11 protein-coding genes are annotated in these 16,838 nt (G+C 42.8%); all 11 read left to right on the plus strand.

Going from position 1 to position 16,838, the window contains the following annotated elements; genetic code table 11:
- Positions 1-21: 21 nt before the first annotated feature.
- Positions 22-840, plus strand: coding sequence for a class I SAM-dependent methyltransferase (locus QYB97_RS06360; RefSeq protein WP_301165140.1), 819 nt, complete (start codon positions 22-24; stop codon positions 838-840).
- A gap of 3 nt (positions 841-843) precedes the next feature.
- Positions 844-3,960, plus strand: a complete 3,117-nt coding sequence (locus tag QYB97_RS06365) for a cyclic peptide export ABC transporter (RefSeq protein ID WP_301165141.1) — start codon at positions 844-846, stop codon at positions 3,958-3,960.
- Between the two features lie 33 nt (positions 3,961-3,993).
- Positions 3,994-4,725 carry a thioesterase II family protein gene (locus tag QYB97_RS06370; protein ID WP_301165142.1) on the plus strand — a complete coding sequence of 244 codons (732 nt, stop codon included), beginning with the start codon at positions 3,994-3,996 and terminating at the stop codon, positions 4,723-4,725.
- The gene (locus QYB97_RS06375) at positions 4,725-9,179 is read left to right on the plus strand and encodes an amino acid adenylation domain-containing protein (RefSeq protein ID WP_301165143.1); all 4,455 of its coding nucleotides are present in this window, start codon (positions 4,725-4,727) and stop codon (positions 9,177-9,179) included. The genes QYB97_RS06370 and QYB97_RS06375 overlap by 1 nt, the downstream gene beginning before the upstream one ends.
- Positions 9,180-9,207: 28 nt before the next feature.
- On the plus strand, positions 9,208-11,712 hold the full coding sequence (locus QYB97_RS06380; protein ID WP_301165144.1) for a non-ribosomal peptide synthetase: 2,505 nt from the start codon (positions 9,208-9,210) through the stop codon (positions 11,710-11,712).
- 21 nt (positions 11,713-11,733) lie between these two features.
- Positions 11,734-12,243: a sterol desaturase family protein gene (locus tag QYB97_RS06385; RefSeq protein WP_301165145.1), complete on the plus strand. Its 510-nt coding sequence runs from the start codon at positions 11,734-11,736 to the stop codon at positions 12,241-12,243.
- A 26-nt stretch (positions 12,244-12,269) separates the two neighbouring features.
- Positions 12,270-13,757 carry an argininosuccinate lyase gene (locus QYB97_RS06390; RefSeq protein WP_301165146.1) on the plus strand — a complete coding sequence of 496 codons (1,488 nt, stop codon included), beginning with the start codon at positions 12,270-12,272 and terminating at the stop codon, positions 13,755-13,757.
- Positions 13,758-13,818: 61 nt separating this feature from the next.
- The gene (locus tag QYB97_RS06395) at positions 13,819-14,832 is read left to right on the plus strand and encodes a cysteine synthase family protein (RefSeq protein ID WP_301165147.1); all 1,014 of its coding nucleotides are present in this window, start codon (positions 13,819-13,821) and stop codon (positions 14,830-14,832) included.
- 54 nt (positions 14,833-14,886) lie between these two features.
- Positions 14,887-15,324: a GNAT family N-acetyltransferase gene (locus QYB97_RS06400; RefSeq protein WP_301165148.1), complete on the plus strand. Its 438-nt coding sequence runs from the start codon at positions 14,887-14,889 to the stop codon at positions 15,322-15,324.
- Between the two features lie 16 nt (positions 15,325-15,340).
- A complete protein-coding gene (locus QYB97_RS06405; RefSeq protein WP_301165149.1) occupies positions 15,341-16,153 on the plus strand; it encodes a thioesterase II family protein in 813 nt (270 codons plus the stop codon).
- Positions 16,104-16,805 (plus strand): 4'-phosphopantetheinyl transferase family protein, encoded by a 702-nt coding sequence (locus QYB97_RS06410; RefSeq protein WP_301165150.1) that lies wholly within the window; start codon positions 16,104-16,106, stop codon positions 16,803-16,805. Before QYB97_RS06405 ends, QYB97_RS06410 begins: the two co-directional genes overlap by 50 nt.
- Positions 16,806-16,838: the final 33 nt, after the last annotated feature.

The following is a 16,838-nucleotide window of genomic DNA, read 5'->3' on the forward strand; positions in this document are numbered from 1 at the left end:
TTTCGTGAGAGGATTAAGCCGATGGACCTAAAAGATTATACTGAGGCAAACCGCCGGTCGTGGAATGAAGTCGCAAAGCTGCATCATGCCGCTAAGGAGGAGCATAAAAAAAAATTCCAACTAGAAGGCTATTCTGTCCTGGACGCGCTCGTAACCGGTAAATTGAAACAATACGATATAGAAGGAAAAGAAATAGCCCATTTATGCTGCAATGACGGCATGGAAACACTGTCTCTTGCAAATTTGGGTACAGCCGCATGCACAGGATTTGATATCAGCGACCGTGCAATAGAGGAGGCTCAAAGGTTAGCCGATGCTACAGGTATCCGTTGTGAGTTTGTTAGGACGGATGTGTATGACATACCCATCGAGTATGATGGCCAATTTGATCTTGTCTATATGTCAGCGGGTTCATTGATTTGGTTTCCGGATCTTACACTCCTGTTTCAGAAAGTGAAACGGCTGCTTAGAGGAAAGGGTGTCCTGTTTATCTATGATATTCACCCTGTACTCTTTATGCTCGATGAAAAAGACAAAAAGCATCCGCTTTCTATCCGTTACTCTTACTTTTTGAATGAACCAAGGAAGTATACCGAAGGGCTTGATTATATCAATAATGTGACGTATGAAAGCGAACCATACTATGTTTTTGACCCAACACTTTCTGAAATCATTACGGCTGTTATAAAAAGCGGATTACAATTGCAGCAGTTTGAAGAATTCGACCATGATATTTCAGCTTTATACGAGCATTTGGACCATGAAGAAATAAGGCTGCCTAAGAGCTATATCCTGGCAGCTGGAAATACAAGCGCCACAGCTGCAATGAAGGGAGAATGACCGTTGAGATTCCCCTGTAAAAAAATGCTGATTTCGTGGATCGCTATTGTCTTACTCGTCCTTTTCATACCTGCGCCGTCGATAAAGGCGGCAGACGGCCATGAGGATATTCCCTCTAAGAAGCTGGAACAAATCAGAAAATGGACAAAGGAACAAATGAAGAAGGCTGAGATCCCTGGCATGTCCATTACTATCGTTCAAGGACGTGACACTATATTTCAGCAGGGATTCGGATACGCAGATGTATCTTCAAAAAAGGAAATTACCGATTCAGCACTTTTTGAAATTGGCTCAAACAGCAAAGCTTTTACAGGATTAGCCGTCCTTAAATTGGAGAAAGAGGGGAAACTGAAGCTTAATGCTCCTGTTAGCCGTTATTTACCCTGGCTAAAGCTAACGTATAAGGGAAAACCAGCGGAGGTAACGATTGAGCAGCTTCTTCATCATACAAGCGGCATCCCTTTTGAATCTATAGGACATTTGCCAAAAGGCGATGGTAATAAAGCTTTGGAGAAGACGGTTCGGACTCTCGTAGATCAGCCATTGAATCGGGAGCCTGGAAAAAGTTTTGAGTACGCAACGATTAACTATGATGTATTGGGGCTGATTATTGAAAAAGTATCAGAAGAGGGGTTTTCCACTTACATGGAAGACCACCTTTTTCACCCCATGGGGCTAAATTCAACGTTTGTTTTAAATGGACCGTTTTCTGATAAGGAGAAAGTAAAGGGATATAAATTCTTCCTTACCAATCCACACAGCTACCAGCCGCCATATTATTCAGGAAATGCACCTGCAGGCTATGTCGTAAGCAGTGCGCAAGATATGGCCTTATGGCTGAAGCTTCAGTTAGGTACGATCCGTTCTAAGAGCATCACTCCATCTCTTCTGAAAACTTCCCATTCACCGAACCGCTCAGTGAATCCGGACAGCAATGGCTCATCGTATGCTGCCGGTTGGGATGTGTATCAAAAGGGAAAAGGAGAAATTTCTCACGCGGGTAATAATCCGACGTTCTCTTCATTTATTGCTATGCGTCCAAAAGAAAATATCGGTGTCGTCGTTTTGGCTAATCTCAATAGTGATTATACACAGATAATCGGTCAGGGAATCTTGAATCAGCTTATTGGGGATACACCAGGTTATCTTGCGGCCGACACTTATAAAAAAGTGGATGCCGTTGCATCATGGCTCATCGTAGTTCTGTCAGTATTATGCATCATTATCTCACTGTATATATCGGGGACAATAAGGTCCATTTTAAAGAGGGAGCGTATAGCCGTTTTTAGGGGCATTCGGCCTTACCTTTCTTTAACACTGCATCTCGCTTTACTGTGTGTCTTCGGTATTGCCCTTTACAAAGTTCCGGATATTTTATTTTATCATCTGACTTGGTCATTCGTACGAGTATGGCTGCCGTCCACCGTGATGATTGCAATATGGCTTATGGCATCTGCGGGACTGCTTTATGCATGTTATTCGATCCTGCTGACTTTCTTTCCAAGGCAGAAAGATAAATCGTTATTGGGGCCGATTTTTTTAGGAGTAGTCAGCGGATTTGGCAATGCGTTCGTTATTTTTATTATTAACGAAGCAATTGTGCGGAAAGACAACTTGACGAATGGATTGCTTTTTTATTTTGCGATGGCGATTGTGATGTATGTCGCAGGGCAGCGCTATCTTAGGGCCAGGCTGGTCAATATGACCAACGAAATCATTTATCAAAGAAGAATGGAGCTTATCGACAAGCTGTTGAATACGAGCTTTACACGTATGGAAAGTTTTGAACGAGGGCGTGTCGAGGCTACGCTAAATAATGACACAGAAGTTATCAGCCGCTCCATTGGGATCGTGATATCGGGTGCAACAAATCTAATTACTCTTGTTTTTTGTTTTTTGTACCTTGGTATTATGAACCTCTATGCCCTCATCCTTTCCATTCTCATCATTGCGTTATTAGCGGGTTTGTACATGTATGTTGGAAATCGGGCAAACAAACTCATGGAAGAGACAAGAGACCTTCAAAATGTTTTCTTTGGCTTCATTTCGGATTTAACAGAAGGTTTCAAAGAGCTAGCTCTTCATCAGAACAAGAGGAAAGATTTTCGCCAGTCCATTCATGAAAGCTGCAGAAGCTATAAAGAAAAGCGGAATGTATTTCAGCTTAGGTATTCAGATATTTTTGTACTGGGTGAACTTTTGTTTGTACTTGTCATCGGATGTGTCGTTTTTATTTTCCCGGAACTGTTCAAACAGATGAATCAGACTATGCTCAGCAACTATGTGTTTGTTTTTTTATACATGACGGGACCTGTGAACCAGTTGTTAGACAGTGTACCCCACCTTGCACAAATCAAGGTAAGCTGGGAGCGAATCCGGAAGATGATCACTGAGGTGGATATGGATAAGTCTGGACAAGGATCTCAGGAGCACTCAGGCTGTGAATCACAATCGGTATGTCTGCAGTTAAACAATGTGGTCTACAGGTACAGAAGTGAACTAGATATACAGCAATCTGAATTTGAAGTCGGCCCTATTCACTATGAGTTTCTCAGCGGGACTGTTGTTTTTATTACGGGTGGGAATGGAAGCGGGAAATCCACTTTGGCCAAACTTCTGACAGGACTTTATCAACCTCATAGCGGGACCATCCTGCTCAACGGCAAGAAGGTTTCAGGGAGAGAACTGGGAAACTATTATTCTGCCATCTTTGGTGATTATCATTTGTTTGATCGTCTCTATGGAATTGATTGGGAGGCGAAAAAAGAGGAAATCGGACAGTATCTTCAGCTCTTAAAGCTGCATGACAAGGTTACGATTCAAAAGGGTGTCTTTAGTACGACCAAGCTCTCTACAGGGCAGAAAAAAAGACTGGCCCTGCTAATCTCTTATCTGGAAGACCGGCCCATTTGTTTATTCGATGAATGGGCAGCAGATCAGGACCCTGAATATAGGCGTTTCTTTTACCAGGTTTTATTGCCTGAAATGAAAGCCAGTGGAAAATGCGTCATTGCGATCACTCATGATGACCACTATTTCCATCTGGCAGACCATGTAATTAAAATGGATGCAGGAAAAATGACCATTCTTCAAGTTAAGTCTCTCTCGTCTTCTTTCTAATGTATAAATTGACCTGCGTGACCAAGAACAGAGGTGAGCCTAATTAAAACCCAATTGTTTTGTATACCCTATGCAGGTGCTTCCGCCACCATGTACATGCCATGGACAAATCTTGTGGAAGACCATATTCACATTCGTCCGGTAGAACTTGCGGGACGGGGCTCCCGATTTGATGAACCGCCCAGCTTGAATTTTTCCGACGCATTGGATGATGTGCTTCAGCAAATAATTCCGCTTGCTGATAAGGGGCCGTATGCCATTTTTGGCCACAGTATGGGTGCAGTGCTAGCCTTTGAGGTCTACTATCAGCTTTTGAATAAAAAGTATCCAAAGCCGAGTCATTTGTTCCTTTCAGGTAGACCGGCTCCCAGGGAAAAGAGTAAAAAAAATGGGCTTCACCAGATGATCCGGGATAAGCTGAACAAGTTTTTTATTCTAAAGGGAGGCATCCCAAAAGAATTGGCAAAGCATCCTGATCTGGCTAAAAGTTTCAGAAAAGTCCTTCAGTCTGATTTGGGATGGATGGCTTCCTATCATTTTCAGCCAAAACCAGTAAAAGTCGATTGCCCTGTTACCATTTTTTGCGGTTTGGGCGATCGGATCCGGAGAGAGGATGCAGCAGCCTGGAATAACTATGTATCTTCCCCGTGTACGATAACGTGGATAGAGGGAGACCACTTTTTCTTGAATTCTTACACGCAGGAACTGGTTTCTTCCATTAATCAAGCAATTCCCAAACACTCTTCAAATAAGGAGAATGCGTGATGGAAATCAAACAGCGTTACGAAACGTCTTCCGCTCAGCGGCGCTTATTCATTCAGCAGCAATTCAATCCAGAAAGTACGGCATATAATTTGCCTGCAGTGTTTAAGATGGAAGGTTTGCTCGATATAGAAAAATTAAATCAAGCTTTTCAAAAATTAATAGAGCGCCATGAATCCATGCGGACATTTTTTGAAATCGATCTTGATAATAGTGACATTTCACAAATTGTTGAGGATGAGGTGCCTTTCTCTTTAGAAATGATAAAGTCTGAAAGGAATCAGCTGAATACGTTACTGGAAGATTTGGTCAGGCCATTTCATTTGGAAAAAGGACCTTTGTTTCGTAGCAAGATCATTGATGTTGGGGATGACAGCTATTATCTCTTTTTTGACATTCATCATATCATCGCTGATGGAACATCCATTCAAAACATTATCCGGGAGGTTGTTCTGCTTTATGAAAATGCAGAGCTTCCACCTGTTGATGTGCAGTATATCGATTTTGTGATGTGGCAGAATGATTTGGCCGATGGTGAAGAATTCCGAAAGCAGGAAGCCTATTGGATGGAGCAATTCAAAGATGAACTTCCTGTTTTAAACCTCCAGACGGATTATCAGCGTCCAGCTCAAAAAAGCGGCGTAGGCAAATATATTCGTTTTCACCTGGAGGAAGTTGTGGTTGAAAGCCTCAAAGATATGGCAAGGCAAGAAGATACCACATTATATATGGTGCTTTTCAGCCTGTATACGACATTGCTTTATCGCTACACTGACCAAAATGACATGGTGATCGGTACACCGATTGCGGGACGCCGTGACGCCCAACTCGAAGCAGTTATCGGCATGTTCGTAAACACATTGGCAATCAGGGTGAAGCCTAAGGGAGAAATGACATTTCGGCAGCTTCTGCGTGAAGTAAAAGATATTACACTGGCTGCTTATGAAAATCAAGATTTTCCCTTGGATCAACTGGCGGAAAAGCTGGATATAAATCGTTCGTCTGACAGGCATCCTATGTTTGATACCATGTTCGTTTTGCAAAATATGGACATCGCGGATGCTCAAATCAACGGACTGACCATTCAACCTCACGAACTTCCTTCATGTGGAGCAAAGTTTGATATTACGCTCGAGCTTACAGAGATTGAAAAGGGACTTAGCGGGAAGCTTGAATACAATACAGATCTTTTCAGTACCAAAACAGCTGAAAGGCTGGCCGGGCATTTTGCCTTTTTGGCTCATCAGGCAGCAGCAGAACCAGACACAAGATTACATGACTGTGAACTGCTGGGTGAGCAGGAAAAGGAAGATATATTAGCAGGATTTAATCAAGCACCAACAGAATTTCCAAAAGCCTCAATTGCCGAGCTCTTCGAAGAACAAGTGGAACGCCATCCACAGAAACCCGCTATTCGTTACCATGAGAAATTTTATACATATCGACAGCTTAATGAAAAAGCAAACCAATTGGCTCACACCTTACAAGCCAAAGGAATTGGTCCGGGGAAAGCAGTTGGAATTATTGCTGAACGTTCACTGGAATTAATTGTCGGCATGCTTGGTGTAACCAAAACAGGTGCTGCTTATGTTCCGGTTGAACCGGATTACCCTGCCCAAAGAATTCAGCATATGCTTGAAGACAGTGGCAGTAATTTGCTTCTCATGCATGGAACACTTCAACAGGAATTACCTCCACATATTAAGGTACTGGATTTACTGGATAATAATCTGTATCACTCAGAAAAAAAGAATCCCGTAGTTGTTTGTGATCCGGACGAAACGGCAGTAATTATTTTTACGTCTGGAACGACAGGCCGTCCCAAAGGCATAATGATCAAACACCGCGGAGTTTCCCGCCTGGTGAAACAAGCCCGCTATGTTGAATTAAATGAAGAAACACGAATGCTCCAAACCTGTTCGCTTGGATTTGATGTATTTACATTTGAAACATGGGCTCCCCTTTTAAATGGGGGAGAGCTGTACCTTGTGGAAAAGGAGCTGTATTTGGATGCGGAGCGGCTAAAACCCTTCCTCGCCGCTCACAAGATTAATTTCATGGTTCCAACGACGGCCTTGTTTAACCACTTGGTGAATCAGGATCCGGAAACCTTCTTCCCAACTGGAACCATTATTGTAGGCGGGGAAGCCATGTCGCTATCACATGTGCGTCTTCTGCAGCAATACAATCCTACTGTCACCCTTATGAATGGTTATGGACCGGCAGAATGCACCACGTACTCTACCGTATATAAAGTGGGAGTATCGGAGAAAGGGAGCATTCCGCTTGGCAAACCGATTACCAGCACAGTCTGTTATATTCTGGACTCATCCTTTCAGCCTGTTCCGGTGGGAGTAGCAGGAGAGTTATTTGTCGGTGGTGATGGATTATCTGCTGGTTACTCTAATCGTCCAGAATTAACACAAGAAAAGTTTATAAAGGTGCCCGCAATCTCCCAGCACACACTCTATCGTTCGGGAGATTTGGTGAAATGGCAGGAAGATGGAAATATCGTTTATCTTGGACGCCGTGATGATCAAGTGAAAATCAGGGGATATCGAATAGAACTTGATGAGATTAAACAGCAGATCTCCAACATGGATGAGATATTGGAGACATTTATTCTACCCATAAAGACTGTGGGCAAGGATACAAGATTATGCGCTTACTATACAGCTAAAAGACTTATTGCTGAAGAGGAAGTAAGATCTCACCTTAAAAAGCATCTTCCGGATTTCATGATGCCAGAACTATATGTGCAGTTAGACCAAATGCCGCTTTCACCGAACAACAAAGTCAATAGAAAAGAGCTTCCCGTTCCAAATCAAGCCGTTCCCTCCCTGCATCAAGGGGTGGTCAGCTGGAAAAATGACATAGAACGTCTGGTAGCAGAGGTTTGGCAGGAAGTGCTCAGTGTAGAGGCTGTAAAGCCAGCAGATAACTTTTTTGTCTTAGGAGGACATTCCTTAAAGGCAACCCTGACCGTTGCCAAGCTGAGAAAAGCACTTGACCTGGAACTGGGATTGAATGACTTGTTTGCTAATCCCACGGTGGAAGCCCTTGCCGTTTGTTTAATGAAAAAGAAAAAAGTAAGTCTGCCTGATGTAAAGGTGGCAGAAAAAAAAGCGCTCTACCCGGCCACCTCCCAGCAGACGAGAATGTATGTGCTGGAGAAATCAAAACGGGTACCGGATACCAGCCACAATATCACAGATCTTCACTGGATAGACGGCCCCTTGAATATCGAACATTTGAACCGGGTTTTACAACAATTGATCGATCGGCATGATTCTCTAAGAATATCCTACTGTACCTCGGCCGAAGGAGTAATGTTTAAAGTTCACGATACCCTTGATTACCGTATTGAGGTCGTGGAATGTACAGAGGAACAGGTACCAGAACAGATTCAGAAGTTTATCAGACCCTACAGCATGACAGGCAGCCCGTTATTCCGAATTGGATTGATTCGTGTGGCGCCAGAGAAACATCTGTTGATTTTTGATATTCACCACAGTATATCGGATGGCTACTCACTTGGTTTATTAGCCTATGAATTTATGACATTATTCCAAGGCGGGCAATTGCATGAGTTGAAATACCAATATAAAGATTATGTTATGTGGCAGCGGGTGTTAAATACTACTGATTATATGGCCAAGCAAGAGCAATTCTGGCTAAATTCCTTTAAGGGAAGACTGCCCATTTTGAATTTACCATTGGATTACACCAGGCCAGCGGAGAAAACGTTTGTAGGGGATTCCACCAGTTTTATGATTTCTGAGGAGCTGACGTTAAAGCTTAAGGAATTGGCCATTTCGGAGAACACAACACTTTATATGGTTTTGCTGACGGCTTACTACATGCTCCTTCACAAATATTCAGGGGCAGAGGACATTGTGATTGGGGCTCCGGTTGCAGGACGGAACCAGGCGGAGTTTCAAGATCTTTTTGGACTTTTTGTTAATACGCTTCCTTTCCGGAATTATCCAATGGCCAATAAAATCGTACATCAATTCTTGAAAGATGTTAGCGAAAGCACCATTCAAGCATTTGAACATCAGGATTACCAGTTGGAACAGCTGCTGGCAAAATTGAAAATTAAGCCATCTGCGAACCGGAACCCACTCTTCGATACGATATTTGTTCTTCAAAATATGGACATTCCTCCCTTTGAAGTAGAGGGTTTGCATTTTAATCCGTATTCGAACACTCGAAGCACAAGTATCCTGGATATCATTTTAATTGCCAAAGAGGATAATGGGAGGTTGTACTTTACCTTTGAGTATTGCACCAACCTGTTTAAAAAGGAAACGGTGAGTCAAATGCAGGTACACTTTGAGCGGATGTTAGAAATAATGGCAGGCAGCGAGATGAATATGACGATTGGTGAACTGGAGCTTGATCCACAAGAGAAGGCTGTGCCGACTATAAATACAACTGAAACATTTACATTTTAATCAACAGGGATAGAGGGAGAGGGTAAGGATGTCTGTATTAACTGAAAAATCTATTAAAAAAAGGAATTTCTGGATACAGCAACTCTCGGGAGATTGGCCTGATCAAGTTCTCCTGCCGAAAGCCGGTCATTCAATAAATACGCATTTAGATGAAATGTTGACAGTAGAGTCAATCCTCGACCAAAGTACGTATGAACACTTATCACGGTACTGTAAAGAATCGGATTTTTTATGGTATTGCTACCTGTTGTCTGTGTTCCATGTTTGTCTCTATAAATACTCAGGACAACAGCAACTGATCGTGGCTTCCCCGCAAAAAGACGAAAAGCAAGTTGAGGACCAGCTTCTTCCGGTTCGTGCGGAAGTCAATCCAGCAACTATTTTCAAAGATTGGGTCATGGCTGTCAAAGAAAAAATGGAAGTTATTTATGCCTTCCAGGATTTTTCTTTGAACCCCTTGGCGTCAGAACTTGAATTAGAGAATGAACTGCATGATACAAACCGGATTGTTGTCTCGATGGATGGGCTGCATGCCCCGCTCCCGCAAACCAGCCGGACAAAGGGCATTCACCTTCGATTCAGAAGGACCAAGGAACAACTTCATATACAGTTTGATTATGCGGCAGGTAAGTATAATCAAGAGACCATGAACCGCCTGAAGGAGCATTTTCAGCACGTACTGATAGCAACAGTTAACAATCCTGCAATGGCGATTAGAGATGTATCCATTTGTTCCCCTGAAGAAGAACAGCGAATTCGGCATCAGTTTAATTCATTCGAGGATAGGCCTGTGGAGAGGCTGACCATACCAGAGCTGTTCCATGCTCAGGCACTGGCTGATCCTCATAAAACGGCTTTGCTTCATAACGGAATGGAGATGACATATAGAGAGCTTGATCTGTTGTCTGATCAGTTCGCGTCAGAAATCATGAAGCAGGGCAGCATTCAATCTGGAGACTTTGTAGCGGTATGTATGAATCGGGGAATCCATTATATTCTCTCTATTCTAGCAGTACTAAAAACAGGAGCTGCATATGTGCCTGTAGATCCGGACTATCCGGAAGAAAGAATGATGTTCATCTTAAAAGATAGCGGATCGAAATTAATGCTGGTTGATCAAAACACTCACATACCCTTGCATCTGGAAGTGCCTGTAATACAGGTTCGGGATTCACAAAAATGGAAAGGCGAACCATTTACCTATAACCAGCAAGCCGCCACTTCAGATCCGTTGGCTTATCTCTTATATACGTCAGGCACTACAGGTAAGCCCAAAGGAACGCTGATCGGTCATCAAAACATTATAAATCTGGTAAACAGTACGGGAGAAATATTTCCGTTTAATAGGCGCACATCAATGATGCAGGCGTCCTCCATTGTCTTTGACATTTCTACCATTGAAATATGGGGCACTTTGCTTAAGGGTGGCAGCCTCATTATTGTCGATAAAGAGATATTGCTTAAACCTGATGAGCTGGAACGGACCATTAAAAAGAACGGTATTAAATCTGCGGCTCTGCCAACCGCTGTCTTTCATCACCTGGCATCCTGTCAGGTGAAAGTATTTTCGGGAGTGGAACGGCTCTTGACGGGAGGAGAAACGATTTCGCCGTTTTTAGCCAGACGCACACTGGACAAGCATCCAGGTCTTCAGCTCATTAATGGATATGGACCTACAGAAGGAACGGTAATGACCACTGCTTATATGATTCAGCCGGAGGATACGGGGGGGATACCCATAGGAAAGCCTGGCTCTGGAATTCACATAATTATTGCAGGTCCAGACGGACAGCTTCAGCCGGTTGGTATACCAGGAGAGATGTATATAGGGGGAGGAGGTGTATCCAGAGGATATCTAAACCGCCCGGAATTAACGGAGAAATTCTTTATTGAAAACGCTTTTGACACCGGTCAGACCTTTTACAAAACAGGTGATCTGGCCAGCTGGAGAGAGGATGGCAATATTGAGTTCTTAGGCCGCCAGGATCGTCAGATTAAGCTGAGGGGATACCGGATTGAGTTAGGTGAGATTGAAAACCGTTTGCTTGAGCACTCTGCTGTCAGGGAGTCAGTGGTTATTCCCGTAGACAAAAATGGCAGTGTGACCCTGTGTGCTTATTATGTGCTTAAAACATCCGATGTGGAAAAACAGTCCTTAATTGAACACATGAAGGATGAGCTCCCTGACTATATGGTACCTAATCTGTTTATTCCCGTGAAAGAAATTCCTGTGACCATCGGAGGAAAAGTAGATCTTTTAAAACTCCCATCTCCAGAGGATATTCAGTTCAGCGATACTGAAGAGAGACTGCTAAGTAAAGAGGAGGAAGAAGTTTCAAAAATATGGGCGGGTGTGCTCGGAATTCAAAATATGGGGATACACCAAAACTTTTTTGAGCTGGGCGGCCATTCACTTACACTGGTCATTCTTGCAGAGGAACTTCAGAAACGAGGCTATTCGCTCAACACAATGGACCTTTACAAGTATCCGACCATCTCCAGTTTTCTTGAATTCCAAAAAACGATGAACTAAAACATAAGGTGGCCAAAAATTATGCTTCTGGCTAAGTTGCTGATCTATTTTCTGATTTGGAGTTTGTATTCATATCTTATTCACCGTATCGCGCATATTCCCAGTAAAAAAAATCCCTTATTAAAAATACATTTAGTCCACCACCGAGTGGAATATGATAGCTCATTCCTCCCCTCTTGGCCAAACTTTTTCTTCTGGTTTGGCTCTTGGCGGGCATCCATTGATGTTTGGGTCACTTTGACTCTGCCTCTTGTGGTTATTGCGATTTTAGACCCGGTTCCCGGACTTATACTACTGGGTTTTCATTATTTTTATGAAGTGTTTTTTGCCAGTAATGTGATTGACCATAATCCTCATATCAAAGGAAGAGTTACGAAATTACTTGCTATTGGCCAATATCATGTGAAGCATCATGAAGTGTATCGAAGTAATTATGGGTTCTTCATTACTTTATGGGACCACTTATTTGGAACAGTGTATAACGATAGTGCTAATCAACAGAAAGTCAGAAACAAATCAGCGGTTAAATAATGAAGAAGGTACAAGTGGGGTGTCCTATGAAGGAAAATAAAGGCTCAGAACAATTAACGGGAAGGATTCTAGCATCACCCAGCTCACTACTGCATGAAGAAATATTAAAGCCTCAATTTGATTATGAGCTGGAGCACCTTTTGCCCTTTTATATCCAAATTGAAGTGGCAATGACCCAGGAATATAAACGCATGGGATTGCTGGATGAGGAGGTCAGCGAAGAAATAATCGGCTTGCTAAATGTAATCACACCGGCTGAAATTAAAGCTGATCCAAAGAGCAATATGTCAGACATATGCTTTGCCATAGAACAATATATCGAAAATCACCTTCAGCAGCCTGCTGTAAAATGGCATGTCGACAGAAGCCGAAATGATGTCCAGGCGACAGCTCAATTAATGTTTGCCCGAAGGTGTCTTGCTGAAATGATAGCTGAATTTGCATTACTCGTGGAAGACACCATACAGCTTTGTGAAGAAAACGTGTCGGTTCCAATGCCGGGATATACTCATTATCAATCCGCTCAAATTATAACAATAGGATTTTACTTTACGGCAGTGACTGAAACTCTGCAAAAAACGCTGGGCCGTTTGCTTCGATTGTACGAAGAGATCAATGAGTGTCCTCTTGGAGCCGGGGCGATGGCCGGTATGGAATTGGAGTGGGACAGAGAAGCACTGGCAGAAACGCTGGGATTTAGTCGTCCATGTCCGCATGCACTTGTAAGTGTTGCTTCAAAGGATTGGATGGTGAAAATTGCATCAGAATGTTCAAATGCAGCAGTGTCAATCAGCAGGTTTGTAACCGATTTAATTACGTGGGGAAGCAGTGAATACCAATTTTTCACACTGCCTGATGAAATGTCCGGTATCTCATCGGCGATGCCTCAGAAGAAGAATTTCCCTGTACTGGAGCGGATCCGCGGACGGACTGCTCATCTTACTTCCTATTATTTCGATATTGTAAATTCGCAGCGAAATACCCCTTTTACCAACCTCGTAGAAACAGCTAAAGAGGGAGGGGCTCACTTTTATCATTTGGCAGTGTCCATGAAAAGCGTCTTAAAACTCTTCTCTGCGGTAATGAAGGGAATTCAGTTTAAAGAAGACCGGCTGTATGAACTGTGTACAAAAGACTTTTACGGGGGTTTTTCTGTAGCCAACATGCTTACGCTGAGGGCCTCCATTCCTTATCGCCAAGCTCAGGTAATCGCGGGTAAATATATTGTAAGTATGCTGCAGCAAAACCGAAAACCCACTGAAATCGATGTAGATTGCTTTAATAAACAATGCGAAGCTGCAGGGTTTGTTTCTCCTCTTTCAGAAGAACACCTCCTGGAGGCATTTGAAGTTCAGCAAAGCCTTTTAAAGAAACAGACCCTGGGATCTACTAATCCAATGGAAGTAGAGCGTCTCCTTCATAAACAAAAGCAATATTACTTAGAGCAGCAACGTCTGATATTAAACCTAATGGAAGTAAATAATGGTACTCAGAATGTGCTTCGAACGTTTTAAGCCTTAATTTAGTTGAGGGCGAAACAAGGGCCCATTAAACATAGCTGAGGGGGAAAAGGGCATGTATGAGAACATGATTGAAATGATCGGAAACACTCCTTTAGTAAAGCTTAAGCTTGATGAACAGTCATCTGCTGGAGTTTTTGCGAAATTAGAAATGCAAAACCCTTTTGGTATGAAAGACCGCGTTGCGAAAAAAGCGATTATGAAAGCAAAAGAATCCGGTGAGCTGCGGGAGGGGCAGCCAATTTTTGAAAGCTCCTCTGGCACAATGGCATGCGGAATTGCCCTCGTAGGTACAGCATTGGGACATCCAGTCCACATTGTTACTGATCCTCGATTGGATTCCATTACTAAGGCCAAATTGCATTCTTTAGGATGCGAGGTTCATGTTGTCGAGAAGATGGGAGAACAAGGATGGCAAGGGGGAAGGTTGGACCTGCTTCGCGAATTGCTGAAAAGTTATCCTGACGGATACTGGCTCAGACAGTATGATAACCCCGCAAATCCTGAAGCGTATACTGAATTGGCTCATGAACTGATAGATGAACTGGGACAGGTAGACGTCTTAGTTGCTGCTGTAGGCAGTGGCGGCTCCATTTCTGGAACAGCCCGTGAATTGAAAAGGTATAATCCCGCTTGCAAAGTGATTGCGGTAGATGCAACAGGGAGTGTGATTTTTGGACAACCGGATCGTCCTGCACGGCTCCAAGGAGGAATAGGTAATTCTTTAGTTGCAGGTAATGTGGACTTTTCCCTTATCGATGAAGTGCATTGGCTTAATGACCATGAAGCTTTTGCAGCTACCATTAACCTTGCCAAAAACGAGAAGATATTTGCAGGCAATTCTTCCGGATCGGTCTATGCGGTGGCTCGCTGGATAAGTACCCAGCTGTCACAGGATGTGAAGATCGCAGCCATTTTTCCTGATCGTGGAGACCGGTATGCAGAAACTATTTATTCTACGGATTACAGGCATATGAATGGAATGTCTTCCACGGAGTTTCTCTATCGGCCAGTAGAAGTCAAAAAACATACTGTAGTGGAAAACTGGTCTTATGCACCACTGCTGTAACAGCATTTTAATAATGTTGACCAAATGATTAATAAAACTGAAGGAGCTATCATCATGAATTTTAAACTATTTGAAGATAAGGACTTGCCTAATTGCACGAAAACATTCATGGATGTTTTCAACCAGGAACCTTGGAACGATGAGTGGACATTGGATAATGCAAAGCAATATCTGCTTGATTTCAGCTGTACTCCGGGATTTAAAGGAATATTAGCTGTGGAAAGGGACGAGATTTTAGGATTTATCTTTGGTGTTCACAGAGTATGGTGGAGCGGTGATGAATTTTTTATTAATGAAATGTGTGTTAGGGCGGATCTGCAGAATAAAGGGATTGGTAAGGCGCTCTTAAATCAGTTATCGAAAGAAATTAGTTCAAGCCCCATCACCAATATTTCACTTCTTACGGATCGGGGAATACCTGCCGAGGAATTTTATAAAAAGAATGGATTTAAAGAAATAGAACGGCTTGTTTTTTTAAGTAAAGGTATTTAAATCTGGGGGGATCATTATGAACGATCAGGAATCCTGGTTTTGGTGCCGTGAGCCACGGCTTTCACCGAAAATAAAGGTTTTTTGCTTTCCATATGCCGGCGGGGGCAGTTCAATCTATCGGGATTGGGCACTTGGCCAAGATATTGAGCTGTATGCGGCCCAGCTTCCTGGCAGAGAGTCCCGATATAAAGAGCCGCCCATTTCATCTATGGAAGATATGATTCCTAAGATTACTGAAGCTCTATTGGAGTACCTCGACACCCCATTTGCTTTATTTGGGCATAGTATGGGGGCGGTCATTGCTTATGAAGCAGCATGTGAGCTTAAAAAGAAATATGGGATATCACCTGTACATCTTTTTGTTTCAGGAAGAGCGGCTCCGCAGGTTAATGAGACGGGACCCGATATTTATGATTTACCCCAAAAAACATTTATCCAGCGATTGACAGATTTAGGAGGTACGCCTAAGGAAATTATTGAAGATCCAATTATTTTTGATTTCTATGAGCCTATGCTTAGAGCTGATTTCAAACTTAATGCAACCTACCAATTTACTGACAGGGAGAAGTTGGACTGTTCCATTTCAGTTTTAAGTGGAAATAAGGATAAAGCGGTTGGGACAGAAAGCCTCAGTTCCTGGAGAGAAGTTACTACTGGATCTGCAACTTTTGAAATGTTTGAGGGCGGGCATTTTTTCATCCGCCACCAAAAAAGACAGATTGAGAAATTGATGTTCCGCACTTTAAGGGATCATAACCCCACTTTACAGGAGTTAGCCAATGGACATAATCGCACTGAATATAAATGGAGCAGATCAAAAAGTCTGTGACTGTTTGAGTCCGCTAGTCAGTTTAGAGAGAAGACAGATCATCAGCAGTTACCGGTTTTTAGAAGACCGGTTGCGTTCCTTATTTAGTGAACTGCTTATTCAAACCTATGCCAAGGACAAATGGAAAATGGAAGATAAGGATATAGTGTTCAAAAGAACGAAGTACGGAAAGCCCTTTTTTAGTACCTTCCCGAATTTACAGTTTAATGTAAGCCATTCAGGTCATTGGGTTGTTGGAGCGTTCGGTGAATGGCCTGTAGGTATCGATATTGAAGAAGTATCTCCTATCGACACAAATATAGCAGAAAGCTTTTTTTCAATTATTGAGCAGGAGCAGCTGCAAAAGCAAACCGAAAATCAAAAGACTCTTTTCTTTTATAGGTTATGGACATTGAAGGAAAGTTACATAAAAGCAGATGGACGCGGATTATCAATTCCTCTCGATTCTTTTGCTTTTAAGATAAATGAAGAAAAAATCGTATTTGAATCGAATACGTTGACGGAGCCATGGCACTTTCGACGGTACACTATTGGTAATGGATATGAATGCGCGGTATGCGCTCCCACATCGTCATTTCCTGAGCAAGCCGCGATTCTTTCATGGAATGAACTGGTTAGCAGGTATCACTTGATCAATGGTTCATCTTTCTAACCATGGAAATTGATACTTATCGGGGGAGAGGAA

Origin of the sequence: Fictibacillus fluitans, from assembly GCF_030418125.1 — a bacterium.
Classification (GTDB): Bacteria; Bacillota; Bacilli; order Bacillales; family Fictibacillaceae; genus Fictibacillus_C; species Fictibacillus_C fluitans.

Excerpts from the sequence above, each read along its gene's own strand:
- QYB97_RS06360 (WP_301165140.1), top strand. The coding sequence starts at position 22 with ATGGACCTAAAAGATTATACTGAGGCAAACCGCCGGTCGTGGAATGAA.
- QYB97_RS06375 (WP_301165143.1), top strand. The coding sequence starts at position 4,725 with ATGGAAATCAAACAGCGTTACGAAACGTCTTCCGCTCAGCGGCGCTTA.
- QYB97_RS06380 (WP_301165144.1), top strand. The coding sequence starts at position 9,208 with ATGTCTGTATTAACTGAAAAATCTATTAAAAAAAGGAATTTCTGGATA.
- QYB97_RS06385 (WP_301165145.1), top strand. The coding sequence starts at position 11,734 with ATGCTTCTGGCTAAGTTGCTGATCTATTTTCTGATTTGGAGTTTGTAT.
- QYB97_RS06390 (WP_301165146.1), top strand. The coding sequence starts at position 12,270 with ATGAAGGAAAATAAAGGCTCAGAACAATTAACGGGAAGGATTCTAGCA.
- QYB97_RS06395 (WP_301165147.1), top strand. The coding sequence starts at position 13,819 with ATGTATGAGAACATGATTGAAATGATCGGAAACACTCCTTTAGTAAAG.
- QYB97_RS06400 (WP_301165148.1), top strand. The coding sequence starts at position 14,887 with ATGAATTTTAAACTATTTGAAGATAAGGACTTGCCTAATTGCACGAAA.
- QYB97_RS06405 (WP_301165149.1), top strand. The coding sequence starts at position 15,341 with ATGAACGATCAGGAATCCTGGTTTTGGTGCCGTGAGCCACGGCTTTCA.
- QYB97_RS06410 (WP_301165150.1), top strand. The coding sequence starts at position 16,104 with ATGGACATAATCGCACTGAATATAAATGGAGCAGATCAAAAAGTCTGT.